Source organism: Chelatococcus reniformis, assembly GCF_014640075.1.
Taxonomy (GTDB): Bacteria; Pseudomonadota; Alphaproteobacteria; order Rhizobiales; family Beijerinckiaceae; genus Camelimonas; species Camelimonas reniformis.
This window is the reverse complement of sequence record NZ_BMGG01000003.1, coordinates 232351-247025: the sequence shown is the minus strand read 5'-3', so window position 1 is coordinate 247025 and position 14675 is coordinate 232351. Positions and strand designations below refer to the sequence as shown.

Genomic DNA, 14675 nt, shown 5'->3' with positions numbered 1-14675 from the left:
GATCGCGACGCCTGCGGGCGAGCGCCGGGTGGAGGATCTTGCCGCCGGCGACCTGGTGCTGACCGCCGCGGGCGAGAGCCGGCCGGTGCTGTGGATCGGTCGGCGGTCGGTCGCGGCGCTGTTTGCCGAGCCGCTGCGCAGCTACCCCATCCGCATCGCCGCCGGCGCGCTCGACGAGGCCGTCCCGGTGCGCGATCTCTACGTCTCGCCGGATCACGGGCTGCTGGTCGATGGCGTGCTGGTGCAGGCCGCCGCGCTGGTCAACGGCACCACCATCACCCGCGTGAACGAGCCGGCGCCGCACTTCGTCCATTATCACATCGAGCTTGAGGACCATGCGCTGGTGCTGGCCGATGGGGCGGTGGCGGAGACCTTCGTCGACAACGTCACCCGCCGCCGCTTCGACAACTGGGCCGAATACGAGGCGCTGTTCGGCGAGCGCGAGGCGCACATCGCCGAGCTGGAGCTGCCACGGGTGAAGGCGGCGCGCCAGTTGCCCCGGGCCATCCGCGAGCGGCTGACGGCGCGCGCCGGTGCGCTCGGCGGCGCCGTCGAAAAGGCCGCGTAGGGGAGGCCGACCGGCCCGCCGGACCATCGGCTACCCGCGGGCGGGGCGTCGACCACCGTCGCCGCTCGGCAGTCGTCTCTCGCCAGGGCCGGCCGGACCAAGAAGGACACTCGAACGCGACAGCTTGCAAGCCCCGCGTCAACAGCGCGATATCGGTCCGGTTCCTGACGTCGAACTTGCCCTCGTCGCGCACGGCTGGCCACGGGCTGCAATGCGCCGGCCGTAGCGCGGCGCAATCGGATGGCCTTCTAGTGCGTTTTTGAGCGAAGTGGACGCCGGTTCGCGTGAATGAAACGCGATAAATCAAAGAGATAGAGCATTTCGGCGATTCGGAGAAACGTGGAAATGCTCTAGACCAAGGGCGGACCAGGCGTGCCGCCGGGTGTGCTGCGCGGGCCATCGCATGCGGCCGAGGCCGCGTCATCCGGCCGCAGATTCGCTTGCATCGGAACGCTGCTCTGGCCCGTAGCTGGCAAACGAGGCCAAGCTGACGAGTCTTGTGTTCAGTGCAGTGCGGCGCGGTGCTCTGAGGCGGGGCGGCACAATTAGGTCGTTGGTTCGATACGCCGTCGAAACGACACAGTTCCGTCACAGAGGTCATCAGGTCGGCTTTGCCGCGGGCGCAGCACGCCCGCGGCGTCGCAAGTCAACTCTGCGCCGTCTGCCGGCGCTCAGTTCAAACAGGGGACGAAGTTGGGGACCGAAGCCTTGGCAAGCGACTATCGCTGGAGATCAAGCCGTTCTGACCAGCAGGACGACATGCCTCGGGCCGTGTCGGGCTTGCCCCGCATCTCGCTGCAGGCGGTGAACAGGCCAAGCACGGTCCTGATCGAGAACCGGACCTTTTTCCGCGAGTGTGTCCTGGCGTCGCTTCGGGCTGCCGACCCCGACCATGATTTCCACGCTTTCGAGAGCGTAGCCGAGTGGGCGAAGAGCAACGAGGCGACCCGCACATCGCTGCTGATCCTCTGGATGTCCGCCCCGTCTGCGGCCACCGAGCCCGACAGCATGTTCAACGACCGCTTGCAGCAGGTCCTCGAACTGCCGGCACCGCCCCCCGTCGCGGTGATGTCCGATCACGAGAGGGCCGATTGCATCGCCGATATCATGAGCAGCGGCGTGCGCGCCTTCCTGCCGGCGAGCATGGGCATCGACATGACCGTGAAGGTTCTCGACCTGGTACGGGCCGGCGGCACGTTCATTCCGGCCAGCACATTGTCGGCGGTGGCGACCGCGGTTGACGCGGCACCGCGGGCTTCGGAGCTGGCCAAGCTGCTGTCGCCGCGGCAGCTTGCGGTCGCGCGCGCCATGCGCAAGGGCTTGCCGAACAAGCTGATCGCCTACGAGCTGGCCATGTGCGAGAGCACCGTCAAGGTTCACGTACGGACCATCATGCGCAAGCTGAAGGCCAGGAACCGCACGGAAGTCGCTCTGCTCACGCAGCACCTCGACTCGGCACCGTCGACTTGAAGCGCGTTCCGATCGGGCGGAGCCGCCCGACCGGGAAAGCGCATCACATCCAACGGTTTAGAGCGTGTTTGTCTGGTATGGTGATTTCATTTGGCCGGATAGAAATGATCTAGAGCGTTTCGAGCGAAGTGGACGCCGGTCCGCGTGAAGAAAACGCGATGAATCAAACAGATAGAGCACTTCGGCGTTTCGAAGAAACGCGGAAATGCTCTAGTGGATGTCGCGATATCGAATCACCTGGACTAGCCGGTCGTATTTTTGGCAACTGATCGGCATTTTCCAGAGCGCGACTATCTTGATACTCGTTCGCAGATATTGATGTTATCCGGTCGACAAGTTTGAAACCGGGTCTCTTTCCTGCGTTCGGACGGTGATGCACATGGTCGCCGTCCGGTTGCGTGTTCCGCCCGGATCAATCCAGATCGCCAGGGATGCCCCCGTTCCTGAAAGCGCGAGCGTGTCCCGGCCGGAAGCCATAACCCGGCCGGGACACAGTCCTGCGTCGTTTCGCTTCGCGTCGACGCAGGCCCCCTCCGGGTCCAGGATGGGCCCATACGCGAAGTCGTGGCCGGGCCTTCGGCCCGGCCGTCGCCGGTCTCCGGCTACGCTGCCGCCTTCTCGACGGCGACGCCGAGTGCGTCGGCGCGCGCCGTCAGCCGCTCACGGATGGCCCGGGGCAACTGGCGCGCCGCCTTCACCCGTGGCAGCTCCAGCTCGGCGATGTGCGCCTCGCGCTCGCCGAACAGCGCCTCGTATTCGGCCCAGTTGTCGAAGCGGCGGCGGGTGACGTTGTCGACGAAGGTCTCCGCCACCGCCCCATCGGCCAGCACCAGCGCATGGTCCTCAAGCTCGATGTGATAATAGACGAAGTGCGGCGCCGGCTCGTTCACGCGGCTGATGGTGGTGCCGTTGACCAGCGCGCCGGCCTGAACCAGCACGCCATCGACCAGCAGCCCGTGATCCGGCGAGACGTAGAGATCGCGCACGGGGACGGCCTCGTCGAGCGCGCCGGCGGCGATGCGGATCGGGTAGCTGCGCAGCGGCTCGGCAAACAGCGCCGCGACCGACTGCCGACCGATCCACAGCACCGGCCGGCTCTCGCCCGCGGCGGTCAGCACCAGGTCGCCGGCGGCAAGATCCTCCACCCGGCGCTCGCCCGCAGGCGTCGCGATCAGCGTCCCCGCCAGGAAACAGACGACGAACGGATCCGTGATGTCGACCGAAAGCGGCGCGCCACTCGAGTCGGCGGTGCTGAACAGAAACGCGATCCCGTAGGGGCCGGCGAGAATGATGCCGTCGGCAACCGAGCCGACGAAGCAGCCTTTGAAATCAAACGGACCGGGCCCGTTCAAGCAAAGGATATCGCCGGGCGTAAAGGTCGTTGCCTCTCCTCCTGTCGCTGTGAATTTCACAGGAACCGATACACTGAATGGATCGAATATGTGCGTGATCGGATTGTAAATGCCCGCAGTAACCCAGCCAGTTTGATAAGTCGCCATCAGGAATTGCTCCCCTTTATTGGTTTAGGTCAACTGAAAAAATCGATAGACACAATACGCGCGCTTGCCGGCGTGCGTTCGTAGCCAATAGGTGCTAGTAGGATATGTTTCCGTCGACCAAAGTGACTATGTCGTAGATTTGATCGATCGATGCGCGGCCGGGCTATCGCATTGAACTCGGCTCACCTGCTGCTCGCGCGCTTCTGATCAAATGATAAGCGCAGAGCACATACGTTAGTCTTTGTGTCGCGAGACGGCTTCGCCCCAATTGGGTGTAGAAATCTACCCATTTCGGGGTATGTTCTTCCTTCTGGACCCGCTCGGCGATCGGGGAGGGTCATCCGCATGGGGCGGTGAACTCGCCGTCTGGGGCGGGGGGGACGTCGATTGACGGTCCCTGCGAGCCCGGAAGGCGATGTCCCCGAGGCGGCGTTTCACCCGATCATCGAGTTCTCATCCTCGGATCCCGACAGCGTCTTGGGTCTGCCCGGGTGCTGGCGATTTCTTGAGGTGACGGCTGCCGCAATGCAGGGCCGGAAGCGCCTCGCGGCGTCCGCCGATGCGATCCGCTGACGAAGCCCCCGGGCGCGCCGCTTGGTCTGCCACGGGCTGGAGGAGCGTAGTGGCATGGCGCTGGCGCGCGGCCCTCTTGACGACCTCAGCCATAAGTCGCTTAATTATAGACGGGGAGCCTGACTTCAACCATGGATTGGTGGACAGGCGAAGTGGGTGAGGGCTATCGACCTAGATGATAAATCGTTCGACCTAGAGCGGTTTGGCGCGAAACAGCATCGCGCGAATTCGAGTTTGCACACGGTCATGGCTTGTCGCCTGGCCGGGTAGCTGCGTTCGGCAGGGGGCATCGACGTCCTGCGGCTTTGACGGACACTGCGTGTGGCCTGCGGCTTCGACTCAAGCGGGCCCCAGCCGTGCGACGTCTCCCGCTCGATGACTGCAGATGGATATCATCGGTTCGCGTCGCGGCGGAGCCGTTAGAAGCCGGCTGGTTCACCGGAACAGGCGCCAGACCGACGCGTTTAAGCCATGCTCCAGCTCGGACGGCCGCAATCAGCTTTGCTGACCGGGCGTGGTGGGGACGAAGCTCTAGTTGAGCTGACTGCGGTGGGCGGGACCGACGCGCGGTGCGACGAGGGAACTGACTTGGATAGCGAAGCTGTTGCAGGGGACCATGCGAGCCGATCTCCTGGCTCCGGCGCGTGGAGGGATGCCGAGCCGGCCGTGGGCGCCATGCCCTCGCTCGTGCCCGCCTCCTCGGGCGAGGCGTGCACCGTCGTGATCGAGGACAGGACGTTCTTCCGCGAGTGCGTCCTGGCGTCGCTGCAAGCCGCCGAGCCTAGTCATGAATTCCAGGCGTTCGAAAGCGTGCCCGCCTGGGCGCAGAGCGGCGTCGCGCGCAGGACCTCTCTGCTCATCCTCTGGATGTCGGCGCCCTCCATGCGGCCGGAGTCGGACGGCGTGTTCAGCGACCGTATGCGGCAGGTGCAGCAGCTGCCCGAGCCGCCGCCCATCGCCGTCATGTCGGATCACGAGAGCGCCGATTTCGTCGCTCACGTCATGAGCAGCGGGGCGCGCGCCTTCGTCCCGGCGAGCATGGGTCTAGATATGGCCGTCAAGGTCATGGACCTCGTGCGCGCCGGCGGCAGCTTCATCCCGGCGAGCACTCTGACGGCGATGGCGGGCGGCGGCGAGCGCGCACGTCCCGCTTTGGAGCTGGCTTCGCTGCTGTCGCCCCGCCAGCTCGACGTGGCCCGAGCCATGCGCAAGGGCCTGCCAAACAAAGTGATCGCGTACGAGCTGGCGATGAGCGAGAGCACCGTGAAGGTGCATGTGCGGACCATCATGCGTAAGCTCAACGCCAGGAACCGCACGGAGGTGGCGCTGCTGGCCGAGCAACTCGATGTCAGCCGATAGCCTGGGTCAGGCGAGTGGAGCGCGGGCAGCGGGGAGTGCGGTTGCGCTGCCTCGCAGGTTGACCTCGGCTGCGCCGGCCGACAGCGCGATCGTGTGGCATCGCCCGACGGGCACAAACAGCCCGAATTTAAAGATTGTAACACTTCGCGATCAGCTAATGATGTCTGATCGCGAGATGCTCTGACCGTTTCCGCGGCCGCGGGGACATGGCGGTAATCGACGTTCAGGTCGTTCGGGTTGCCGGCGTCGTCGAGCGCGCGGACCTCAGCGGCGAGGGGCTGAGCCTCGAGGTGCGGCTTGCCGAAGCACAAGATCGGTGGGTTGAGCGCTGTACGGTCGACCCTTCCTTCGCAGCCCGGCCAGGCGACCAGCTCGATCTCTGCTACATCAGGGTGGAATACCGACAGGGATCGACGCTTGGCAGCATACGCAACCGCCGGACGGGCGCAGAGGCTGTCTTCGATGCGCCCTTAAGGGAGGCTTGCGAGGCGCAGGTCCTCGTCGATCACCGCCGGCGCGGTTGCCTGTTCGGCGGGATTGGCGTGGTCGTCGCAGGGGGCTACCTCGGGACGCTGCTCCCGTGGTGGGCGACGCTGCTGGCGCTGCCATTGGGCTGGATCATCGGTGGACTCGTCGCGCTCCTGCTGGTCCCGCTCCGGGTGCGGCAGAGCGACGTTGACGCCATAAAGGACCTACTCCGCGGCCACGGGGGAGGACGCGAGCGGGTGTGATGCTTTGCCCGGGCTCATGACCAAAGGCCCGTCGACGCCCGGCTTCACAATGGCCAGGTTGTAGGTGCTTGGTCCATACGGGGATCAAAAAAGAACAAAAGCGAAATGAATATGTCAATATGCGCCTGTCAGTTGCAGCAGCGCGACGGCCGCGTTCCCGAGCGGACGAGGCGCGTCCGATCGGGAAGGCTGCCGGAGCGGCGTTCGCCGCCGCGCCGTGCTGGTCCTCGGCATCGGTCCTCATGGGTAAGCCCCGTAGCGGGGCGCACGCTGCGCTTGGGCGGATCCGCTCGAGTGCAACAGCAATGCTCCAGGCTCAAAGGATGACGAGCATTTCCGCGCCATTGGGCGATGTCATCCAATGGCGAAAGGCTCTAACTCGCCCCAATTGCTGACTGCAGGAGGGAGCTTGCCGCTTGCAGAAGCTGAAATTCATTCAACGTCTCACATTGGCTGAGCAGGTTGGCGAATACAGCCTGATCGACACGGCCCGTCGTGTCGGTCACCTTGACGATCGCATCCACTATGGCGGCCGTCGCTGTGTCAGGTGCAACGAATTCATTCAAGTCCGTCATCTCCATCATCGGCTCCTCGGTCGGGCGTGTGCTTGCAAGATCGGTCGCCCGTGCCGGAGACATTCGGATGCGGCCGCGTCCGCCGCTGTGCCGAACGGCACGTGGAGAGCCGCGGCTCACCGCGGCGACGTGCGCGAGGGCACGCGCGGCGGTGCGCGCACCGTGGCGAGCAGCCCTGTCGAGGCACAGAAAGGCCACAAGCCCGTGGAACGAGTGCGAAGCTCGCGGCGTCGTGCTCATGAAGAAGGCGACGATGGCCACGCCAGCAGGGTGAACCGGGCCCGTAGGCCGGACGATCGTGCAGTCGGCGCCCGGGATCGCGAGGCGGCTGATGCGGAGGAACCTGTCGTTGCGCTCTGAGATGCCGCATCCCGCGCGGGTCGCAGGCCCCGGACCGGGGCGCGTGGACAGCAGCCAGCCCATGCAGGCGCGCTGGGCGCGCTATGGTTTCGTTCTGGCGATGTGCGTGCTGCTGGGAGTTCCGGCGCTGCTCGTGACGCCGGCGCGGGCGGCTCCTGCCACAGCCCCGGCCCCCTCGCGGACGGTGATCGGCACGTCGCCCGATGCTCGGCGTGACGGCTCGGTGCGCAGGTCTCGACCCCCCAAGCGCGAAGGCGTGAACACGCGCCGCATACCCCGGAGCGACCGCGACATCAGCCGCTCGATCGGCAGCATCTGCTCCAACTGCTAGATAACCTTTGAAGCTTGGGCGCTTCTTCTGGGCTTGGGAGCCAAGCGCGAGGCGCTTTCGCTCATTTCGGTGTGGTCAGACGCACCAGGCGATCTGCGGGGCAGACTTGAATGTGCCGCCGGCCGTCCGAGTGGCCGGCGGCCCGCTGGCGCTGCGTGGGGCGGGCGTGCGCTATCTCTCGTCGTGCAGCGAGGGGCCTCGGAAGCTGACCCAGGCTCGCCGCGCGGCGGCCTCAGAAATCATCATCCTCGTGGGTGATGATCTTCCTGGTCCGGATCGAGCCGGTGGTATCAGGATTGCCGCGGAATTTCTCCACCGTCACGCGACGCCCGCGCGGAGCGCCATATCCGTCTTCGTAGCGCTCGACACGGCGTGCGCGGGGCCCGTCAAAGTCGCCCTGGCGCTTGATCACGACCTTGCGGTTGCCCGTGCCGTCATACTTCTTGATGACCGTCGTCTCTGCCGATGCTGGTGGGGCGGCCAGGGGCAGGGCAAGCGGCGCCAGGATGGCGAGGCCAAGCAGGATCTTCATCCGACTATCTCCGTCGTTATTGATAGATTTGTTTGCAACGATTTAAGGATTAGTTCGGTTCCAACCGTCGCGGCTTCAATGAATGTAAGCTGTGTCTGAGCAATGAATCTGCGAATATAGAAGTCGATTAATCGATTTTGCGTGTCGAAGTTCTTTTTTCCTTCCGTTCGGCCCCGTTAAAGCGGCCGCCGGTTCGATCCATCGGCCACGGTGCAGTCTGCGAGCGCTGCGCCGCCCTAGGCTCCACCGCAGTCGCCATGCCATGCGCCTGGCCGGCGGGCGTTTCGCGCGCGCGTTAGGCCGCATCTTATTCCGCGTCGAGCGGCGTGGAGACCGGGGAGCGGGCCGGGCGCCGCCGGTTCGGCGGCCAACCGGAAGAGGCAAGTGACGGGAGGCGGGTCGCTCCGGCGTCGTGCGCGGCGCATCGGCGGGTTGCGGCCATCGCCCTTTCGCACGCGCGCGACTTACGATCTACTTGCCGGTAAGGGGATCAACCCGCCAGCAAGGAGGAGCGCCGCGATGCGGTTCGGTATTTTCTACGAGCATCAGCTGCCCAGGCCATGGCAGCCGGGCGACGAGGCCAAGCTCTTTCACGACGCGCTGGCCCAGGTGGTGCTCGCCGACAGGCTGGGCTACGACTACGCCTGGGAGGTGGAGCACCATTTTCTCGAGGAGTACTCGCATTCCTCGGCCCCGGAGGTGTTCCTCTCGGCCTGCGCGGCGCTCACCAAGACCATCCGCGTCGGGCACGGCATCCGCCAGGTCATCCCCAACTACAACCACCCGGCGCGGACGGCGGAGTGCCTCGGCACGCTCGACATCATCGCCAACGGCCGGCTCGACTTCGGCATCGGCGAGGGCGCCACGCGCCTGGAGCTCGGCGCCTTCGGCATTCCGGCCAAGGAGAAGCGCGCGCTCGCCATCGAGGCGGCCGAGCAGATCGCCAACATGATGGTGATGGACCCCTATCCGGGCTACGAGGGCAAGGGGTTCTCCATGCCCTGCCGCAACATCGTGCCGAAGCCCGTGCAGACGCCGCATCCGCCGATCTGGATGGCCTGCACCAATCGCGACACGATCAAGGTGGCGGCGTCGATCGGTGTCGGCGCGCTGGCCTTTTCGTTCCTCGACCCAGAGGAAGCGCGCACCTGGGCCGGCATCTACTACGATATCATCAAGTCCGACCAATGCGTGCCGATCGGCCACGCGGTCAACGCCAACATCGCCATGGTGTCCAACTTCTCGCTTCACAAGGACCGCGACGAGGCGATCCGACGCGGCCATGAGGGCTTCGAGTTCTTCGGCTATGCGGTCAACGCACTGGTTGCGCACGACGCCGTGCCGGGCCGATCGACGCTTTGGCACGACTACATCACCGCGCGGGGCAACCGCACGCAGGAGGTGATCGAGGCGGCCAAGCGGGCCGAGACCTATGCCTCGGGCATCGGCACGCCGGACGACATCCGGCAGCACATCAAGGGCTTCCAGGAGGCCGGCATCGACCAGGTGATCTTCCTCCAGCAGGCCGGGCGCAACCGCCACGAGCACATCTGCGAGTCGCTGGAGCTGTTCGCCGCCGAGGTGATGGGCGACTTCAAGGCCGAGGTGGCGGCCCGCGAGGCGAGGAAGGCCGAGGAACTGGCCCCTTACCTGGAGGCGGCAATGAAGCGCAAGCGTTGGATGAGGCCGCTCGCCGACCACGAGATCCCGGTTGTGCGCGCCTCGGTTGCCCGCGCCCAGACCGCCCAATCCACCCAGGCCGCCGAGATGGTGCGCTGACAATGGGCCTGATCGAACGCGACGTCCCGACGGGGCAGGTGGCCGGCCGCTGCGACCCGCGCTTTGCCGGCGTGCTGCACGCATTCCTGGCGAACTTCGCCGACCGCAACGAGGTCGGCGCCTCCGTCTGCATCATGATCGACGGCGAGCCGGTGGTGGACCTCTGGGGCGGCGCCCGCACCGCTCAGGGCGACCCCTGGGAGGCGGACACCGTTTCCATCGTCTTCTCCTGCACCAAGGGCGCCTCGGCGCTTTGCGCGCATATGGCCGCCGAGCGCGGGATGCTCGACCTCGACGCGCCGGTGGTGCGCTACTGGCCGGAGTTCGGCCAGGCGGGCAAGGAGGCGGCGCGAGTCTCGATGATGCTCGACCATTCGGCCGGCGTGCCGGCCTTGCGCGAGGCGCTGCCGAAGGGCTCCGTCTACGACTACGACGAGATGTGCCGGCGCTTGGCGGAGCAGGCTCCGTTCTGGGTGCCGGGCACGCGCAACGGCTACCATGCCATCACCGCGGCCTGGACCGTCGGCGAGATGGTGCGCCGCTCGACCGGCCGGCGTCTCGGCCGCTTCTTCGCCGAGGAGGTGGCGGGGCCGCTCGGCCTCGACTTCTGGATCGGCCTGCCCGAGGAGGTCGAGGGGCGGGTGGCGCCGATCATCCCTTATCCCGAGGACGACAAGACGCGCAATTCGCGCCTCGCACAGGCGGTGCGTGCCGACCCCATGGGCCCGACCGGTCGGTTCCTGCTCAACGGCGGCGGCTTCAATCCCAACTCGCGCGACGGCCATGCGGCGGAGATCGGCTCCGCCAACGGCATCACCAACGGGCGGGGGCTGGCCGGCCTCTATGCGCCCCTGGCCAACGGCGGCAGCTGGCGTGGCGCGCGGCTCACCGCGGCCGATACGCTGACGCGCATGGCGCGGGTCTCGGTCGCCACCCATGAGGATGCGACGCTCATGATCCCGACGCGGTTCTCGCTCGGCTTCATGAAGTCGATGGACAACCGCGCGCTGGACAACGCCGACGATTGCTCGGTGATCCTGGCCGAGCCCGCCTTCGGCCACGTCGGCGCCGGCGGCTCGCTCGGCTTTGCCGATCCCGAGGCGCGGATGAGCTTCGGCTACACCATGAGCCGCATGGGCTCCGGCATCCTGCTCAACGACCGCGGTCAGAGCCTGGTCGACGCCGCCTACCGCGCCCTAGGCTATGGCTCCAACGCCGGCGGCGCCTGGGCGGCGTAGCGGCGCGGCCGCAGCCGGCGGCGCAGAGCGAGAGCGCCACCATCGGGCGGCATCGCCCGATGGCGGCGTGCGTCGATCCGACCTCGAGGAGGTGCGAGGCTGCGCCCGCAGATCATGGATCTGCGGGCGCAGTACGCTGCACGTCTCCGTGGTAGACTTCCCTGTCCACGGTGGGTGGTCGCGCCGTCCTCCGTTGGGAATTTGGGGCGCGATCACACGAAGCGCTCCACGAGACAGGGAGGCGCTGCATGTCGTATCCCCAAGCCATGATCTGCAAGGGCTGCTGGCAGCAGATGCATCTGCCGATCCCCTTGCGCGGACCGGCCTCGCTGCCCTTCCGCGCCTTCGGCATCCGCCCGAGCCGCATGAACCCCAACACCTGCACGATCTGCGAGCTGATGTTCACGCGTGTGATGAAGGCCCGCAAGATTCCGGTCGACGTGTCCGTCTTGTTCGCCGACCTGCGCGACTACACGGCGCTGTCGCAGTCGCTTCCGACCGACACGGTCTCGGTGTTGCTGGATGTGTTCTACGACGAATGCGCCGACGCCATCTGGGAATTCGACGGGCTCCTCAACAAGACGATCGGCGATGCGGTGATGGCGATCTTCAACTTTCCCATCCAGCATTCCGACCATGCGGAGCGCGCCGTGGCGGCTGCGCGGGAGATCCGGCGGCGGTGCCACGCGCGCCCCGAGTTCCACGTGGCCAAGCGAGCGGGCGTCGGCGAGCAGGAGCTTGGCGTCGGCATCGGCATCGACTCCGGCCAGGCCAGCTTCGGCGAGTTCGGTCGTTCCCATCGCGATCTGACGGCGATCGGAATGGTCGTCAACACGGCGGCGCGGGCGCAGTCCGTCGCCGAGCCGGGCCAGATTCTCGTCAGCCGCAGCGTCTGCGACCGGGCAGGTCTCCAGAAGGGGGAGGGAAGCGGAAGGCCATACCAGTTGAAGGGGTTCGACAAGCCGGTCGAGCTTTTTGCCGTCTGAGACGTTGGCCGGGGCGAGTCTGTGCGCCGAATGCCTCGACGTGCCCCTATGGGATCGTGGCGCCGTTGACGCTGCGGGGAGAGCGCATGTGGCGGCAGCCGGAGAAGCGTCTGCCCGTCGGCCGCTCGGAAGCAACCGATTTCAAAGTGTCAAAAAGGCATGGAGTGGACGCGCGATCGACGGTAATCCTCTAATTTCGGTTCCGCTCTACCGACGCCGGTCGGTATCCCACTTCAGGACGTCTGCATGCCCACCCTGTTCGATCCGATCCAGCTCGGCGCCATTCGCGCCCCCAACCGCATCCTGATGGCGCCGCTGACCCGCGCCCGCAACAGCCGGGGCTTCGTGCCGACGCCGGTCATGGCCGAGTACTACGGCCAGCGCGCCTCCGCCGGGCTGATCATCTCCGAAGCCACCGGCATCAGCCCGCAGGGGCTGGGCTGGCCCTACGGCCCTGGCATCTGGAGCGCCGAGCAGGTTGCCGGCTGGCGGTCCGTCACGGAGGCGGTGCATCACGCCGGTGGCCGCATCGTCTGCCAGCTCTGGCACATGGGCCGGCTGGTCCATCCGAGCTTTCTCGGTGGTGCCCAGCCGGTGTCGGCCTCGGCCACCACGGCGCCGCACAAGGCCCACACCTACGAGGGCCGGCACCCCTATGCCGAGGCGCGGTCGTTGCGCACCGACGAGATCCCCGGCCTTGTGGCCGACTATGCCAAGGCGGCCCGCCATGCGCGGGAGGCCGGGTTCGAAGGCGTGCAGATCCACGCCGCCAACGGCTACCTCATCGACCAGTTTCTGCGCGACAACTCCAACCTGCGTGACGACGCCTACGGCGGTCCGGTGGAGAACCGCATCCGCCTGCTGCGCGAGGTGACCCAGGCGGTGGCGGACGCGATCGGCGCCGACCGCACCAGCGTGCGTCTGTCGCCCAACGGCGACAGCCAGGGCGCCAACGACAGCAACCCCGAGGCGCTGTTCCCGGCCGCCGCGGCAGCGCTGTCGGCCATCGGCATCGCCTTCCTCGAGCTGCGCGAGCCCGGCTTCGACGGCACCTTCGGTAAAGCCGAGCGGCCGCCGGTGGCGCCGGCCATCCGCCAGGCCTTCGCCGGACAGCTGGTGCTCAACTCCGACTATGATGCGGCCAAGGCGCAGGCCGCGCTGGATGAGGGCGAGGCCGACGCCATTTCGTTCGGCCGCCCCTTCATCTCCAACCCCGACCTGCCGAACCGCCTCGCCAAGGGGATCCCGCTCACCCCCGACGTGGCGTCCAACTGGTACACCCAGGGGCCGGAGGGCTACGTCGACTACGCGGTGGCCTCGTAGCCGCAGGCGGGTCGCGGACGGCGCGGAGCCTACGACCCGGGCGCATCCGCGCCCGGGCGAGCACGCCCGGCGCGCCCGTCCCGTCGATGATAGGTCAGCGCCATCCGAAGGCAGAGCGACAGCGCCGAGGTGGGCAGGGGGGCTGAACCGTCGAGCAGGATCGCCCGATTGCCGGCGAAGGCCAGCGCATCGGCAAAGTGCGCGCGAAAGCTGCCGACGAGTGTCGTGCGGCAATTGAACAGCACGGCGCCGCGTGGGTCGTCGCCGACGCGCCCGAGGCGGACGGTGCTGCCGCTGCGGCTCGCCATGGTGAGGTAGGCCGGCTCGCCCCACTTCAGCGTTTCGGCGAGTGGTCCGACACCCGGCGTCACCGCGGCGGTCGCAAAGATCAGCTCCCGCGCCTCCATCAACCGCATCCGCACCGCCGGCGGCCAACGGCCGAAGGCCGCGGCGACCGCAGGCGGGGGCGGGGGCGGGCTCACGCGTCCGTCGCCAGCGGCAGGTGGATGTCCGTCAGCAGCTCGGTCGGCGGCACCTGGGACGGCGCATTGAGATAGGCCTCGAAGACGGGAGCATCGGCTGCCTCCTTGCCCGACTGCGGCAGCCAGACGCCGAACAGCCAGCGATACGCTTCCTTCATGGCGGCGTAGGGGCCCTTGTGGCGCAGCCTTGCATAACGTCCCCCGGCGATGACGAAGCGCTCCAGCGGCGGCGCCAGTGCGATGTCCGCACCGATCGGCGTGCAGGCCTTGGCGCGCAAAGCTTCGGCGGGGACGAGATCGGGGTCGTCGAAGTAGACGGCCAGCATCGGCTGGTCCGGCACCAGCAGGCCGCCGGCGCCGAGCATGCTGAACAGTTGCCCCATGGCGCGGTCGACCTGGGTATAGGGGCCGTCATGCGCCACCGCCGCGCAGGGCTGCGGCGCCAACACCTCCACGGTGACCGGGAAGCCGGCGGCATCGTCCGCCCGGCTGGCCGCGCTGAATAGGGCATGGCTGCCGCGAGCGCGATAGTCCGCGGGGGGCAGCCCGTAGGCCTCCCGGAAGGCGCGGGCGAAGGCGTCGGACGAGCCGTAGCGGGCCCGCTCGGCGATATCGCCGATGGCCATCCGGGAATTGGCCAGGCGGTCGGCGGCGCGCGTCAGCCGCAGGCGGCGCACCGTGGCGGCCACGGTCTCGCCGCGCATGGCCGTGTAGATTCGATGCCAGTGGTAAGCCGACAGGCAGGCGACGTCGGCGAGCCGGTCGACGCGGATTTCGTCTTCGAGGTGCGCGTGAATGAAGTCGACCACCCGGCCGATGCGGACTTCGTAGCTGGCCCGCGTCTGCGCTCGTTCCATGGCTCCCCGTCC

Annotated in this window: 14 protein-coding genes; 9 read left to right on the top strand and 5 right to left on the bottom strand. The window is 67.2% G+C overall.

Annotated features, from left to right (window positions below):
• Both IEW34_RS09280 and IEW34_RS09275 read left to right on the top strand, forming a co-directional pair.
• On the top strand, positions 1-568 hold a 568-nt coding region (locus tag IEW34_RS09280; RefSeq protein ID WP_194446513.1), incomplete at its 5' end, for a Hint domain-containing protein.
• A 759-nt stretch (positions 569-1327) separates the two neighbouring features.
• Positions 1328-2038 (top strand): response regulator transcription factor, encoded by a 711-nt coding sequence (locus IEW34_RS09275; protein WP_188608889.1) that lies wholly within the window; start codon positions 1328-1330, stop codon positions 2036-2038.
• A gap of 602 nt (positions 2039-2640) precedes the next feature.
• On the opposite strand, the gene IEW34_RS09270 is transcribed toward IEW34_RS09275, so the two are convergent.
• Positions 2641-3390 carry a Hint domain-containing protein gene (locus tag IEW34_RS09270; RefSeq protein WP_188608888.1) on the bottom strand — a complete coding sequence of 250 codons (750 nt, stop codon included), beginning with the start codon at positions 3388-3390 and terminating at the stop codon, positions 2641-2643.
• A 1191-nt stretch (positions 3391-4581) separates the two neighbouring features.
• Here IEW34_RS09270 and IEW34_RS09265 point away from each other — a divergent pair.
• Together IEW34_RS09265 and IEW34_RS09260 are read left to right on the top strand one after the other, a co-directional pair.
• Positions 4582-5469, top strand: coding sequence for a response regulator transcription factor (locus IEW34_RS09265; protein ID WP_188608887.1), 888 nt, complete (start codon positions 4582-4584; stop codon positions 5467-5469).
• Positions 5470-5675: 206 nt separating this feature from the next.
• Positions 5676-6200 carry a hypothetical protein gene (locus tag IEW34_RS09260; RefSeq protein ID WP_188608886.1) on the top strand — a complete coding sequence of 175 codons (525 nt, stop codon included), beginning with the start codon at positions 5676-5678 and terminating at the stop codon, positions 6198-6200.
• Positions 6201-6574: 374 nt separating this feature from the next.
• Here the strand turns inward: IEW34_RS09260 and IEW34_RS09255 are convergent, their stop codons facing one another.
• The gene (locus tag IEW34_RS09255) at positions 6575-6781 is read right to left on the bottom strand and encodes a hypothetical protein (protein WP_188608885.1); all 207 of its coding nucleotides are present in this window, start codon (positions 6779-6781) and stop codon (positions 6575-6577) included.
• Between the two features lie 397 nt (positions 6782-7178).
• Between IEW34_RS09255 and IEW34_RS09250 the strand changes: the two genes are divergently transcribed.
• The gene (locus tag IEW34_RS09250; protein WP_188608884.1) at positions 7179-7466 is read left to right on the top strand and encodes a hypothetical protein; all 288 of its coding nucleotides are present in this window, start codon (positions 7179-7181) and stop codon (positions 7464-7466) included.
• Between the two features lie 232 nt (positions 7467-7698).
• Here IEW34_RS09250 and IEW34_RS09245 read toward each other — a convergent pair whose 3' ends face one another.
• Entirely contained in the window at positions 7699-7998 is a 300-nt protein-coding gene (locus IEW34_RS09245; protein ID WP_188608883.1) for a hypothetical protein, read from the bottom strand.
• 519 nt (positions 7999-8517) lie between these two features.
• Here IEW34_RS09245 and IEW34_RS09240 point away from each other — a divergent pair.
• The 4 genes from IEW34_RS09240 to IEW34_RS09225 all read left to right on the top strand — a co-directional run bounded on the left by IEW34_RS09240 (position 8518) and on the right by IEW34_RS09225 (position 13324).
• Positions 8518-9777 (top strand): LLM class flavin-dependent oxidoreductase, encoded by a 1260-nt coding sequence (locus tag IEW34_RS09240; protein ID WP_188608882.1) that lies wholly within the window; start codon positions 8518-8520, stop codon positions 9775-9777.
• A gap of 2 nt (positions 9778-9779) precedes the next feature.
• Positions 9780-11015 (top strand): serine hydrolase domain-containing protein, encoded by a 1236-nt coding sequence (locus IEW34_RS09235; RefSeq protein ID WP_188608881.1) that lies wholly within the window; start codon positions 9780-9782, stop codon positions 11013-11015.
• Positions 11016-11263: 248 nt separating this feature from the next.
• Positions 11264-12001 (top strand): adenylate/guanylate cyclase domain-containing protein, encoded by a 738-nt coding sequence (locus IEW34_RS09230; RefSeq protein ID WP_244641887.1) that lies wholly within the window; start codon positions 11264-11266, stop codon positions 11999-12001.
• A 246-nt stretch (positions 12002-12247) separates the two neighbouring features.
• Positions 12248-13324 (top strand): alkene reductase, encoded by a 1077-nt coding sequence (locus IEW34_RS09225; RefSeq protein ID WP_188608880.1) that lies wholly within the window; start codon positions 12248-12250, stop codon positions 13322-13324.
• A 29-nt stretch (positions 13325-13353) separates the two neighbouring features.
• Here the strand turns inward: IEW34_RS09225 and IEW34_RS09220 are convergent, their stop codons facing one another.
• Together IEW34_RS09220 and IEW34_RS09215 are read right to left on the bottom strand one after the other, a co-directional pair.
• Complete coding sequence (locus tag IEW34_RS09220; RefSeq protein ID WP_188608879.1) at positions 13354-13806, bottom strand: DUF1801 domain-containing protein; 453 nt, start codon at positions 13804-13806, stop codon at positions 13354-13356.
• Positions 13803-14663 (bottom strand): AraC family transcriptional regulator, encoded by an 861-nt coding sequence (locus tag IEW34_RS09215; protein ID WP_188608878.1) that lies wholly within the window; start codon positions 14661-14663, stop codon positions 13803-13805. The genes IEW34_RS09220 and IEW34_RS09215 overlap by 4 nt, the downstream gene beginning before the upstream one ends.
• Positions 14664-14675 lie beyond the last annotated feature (12 nt).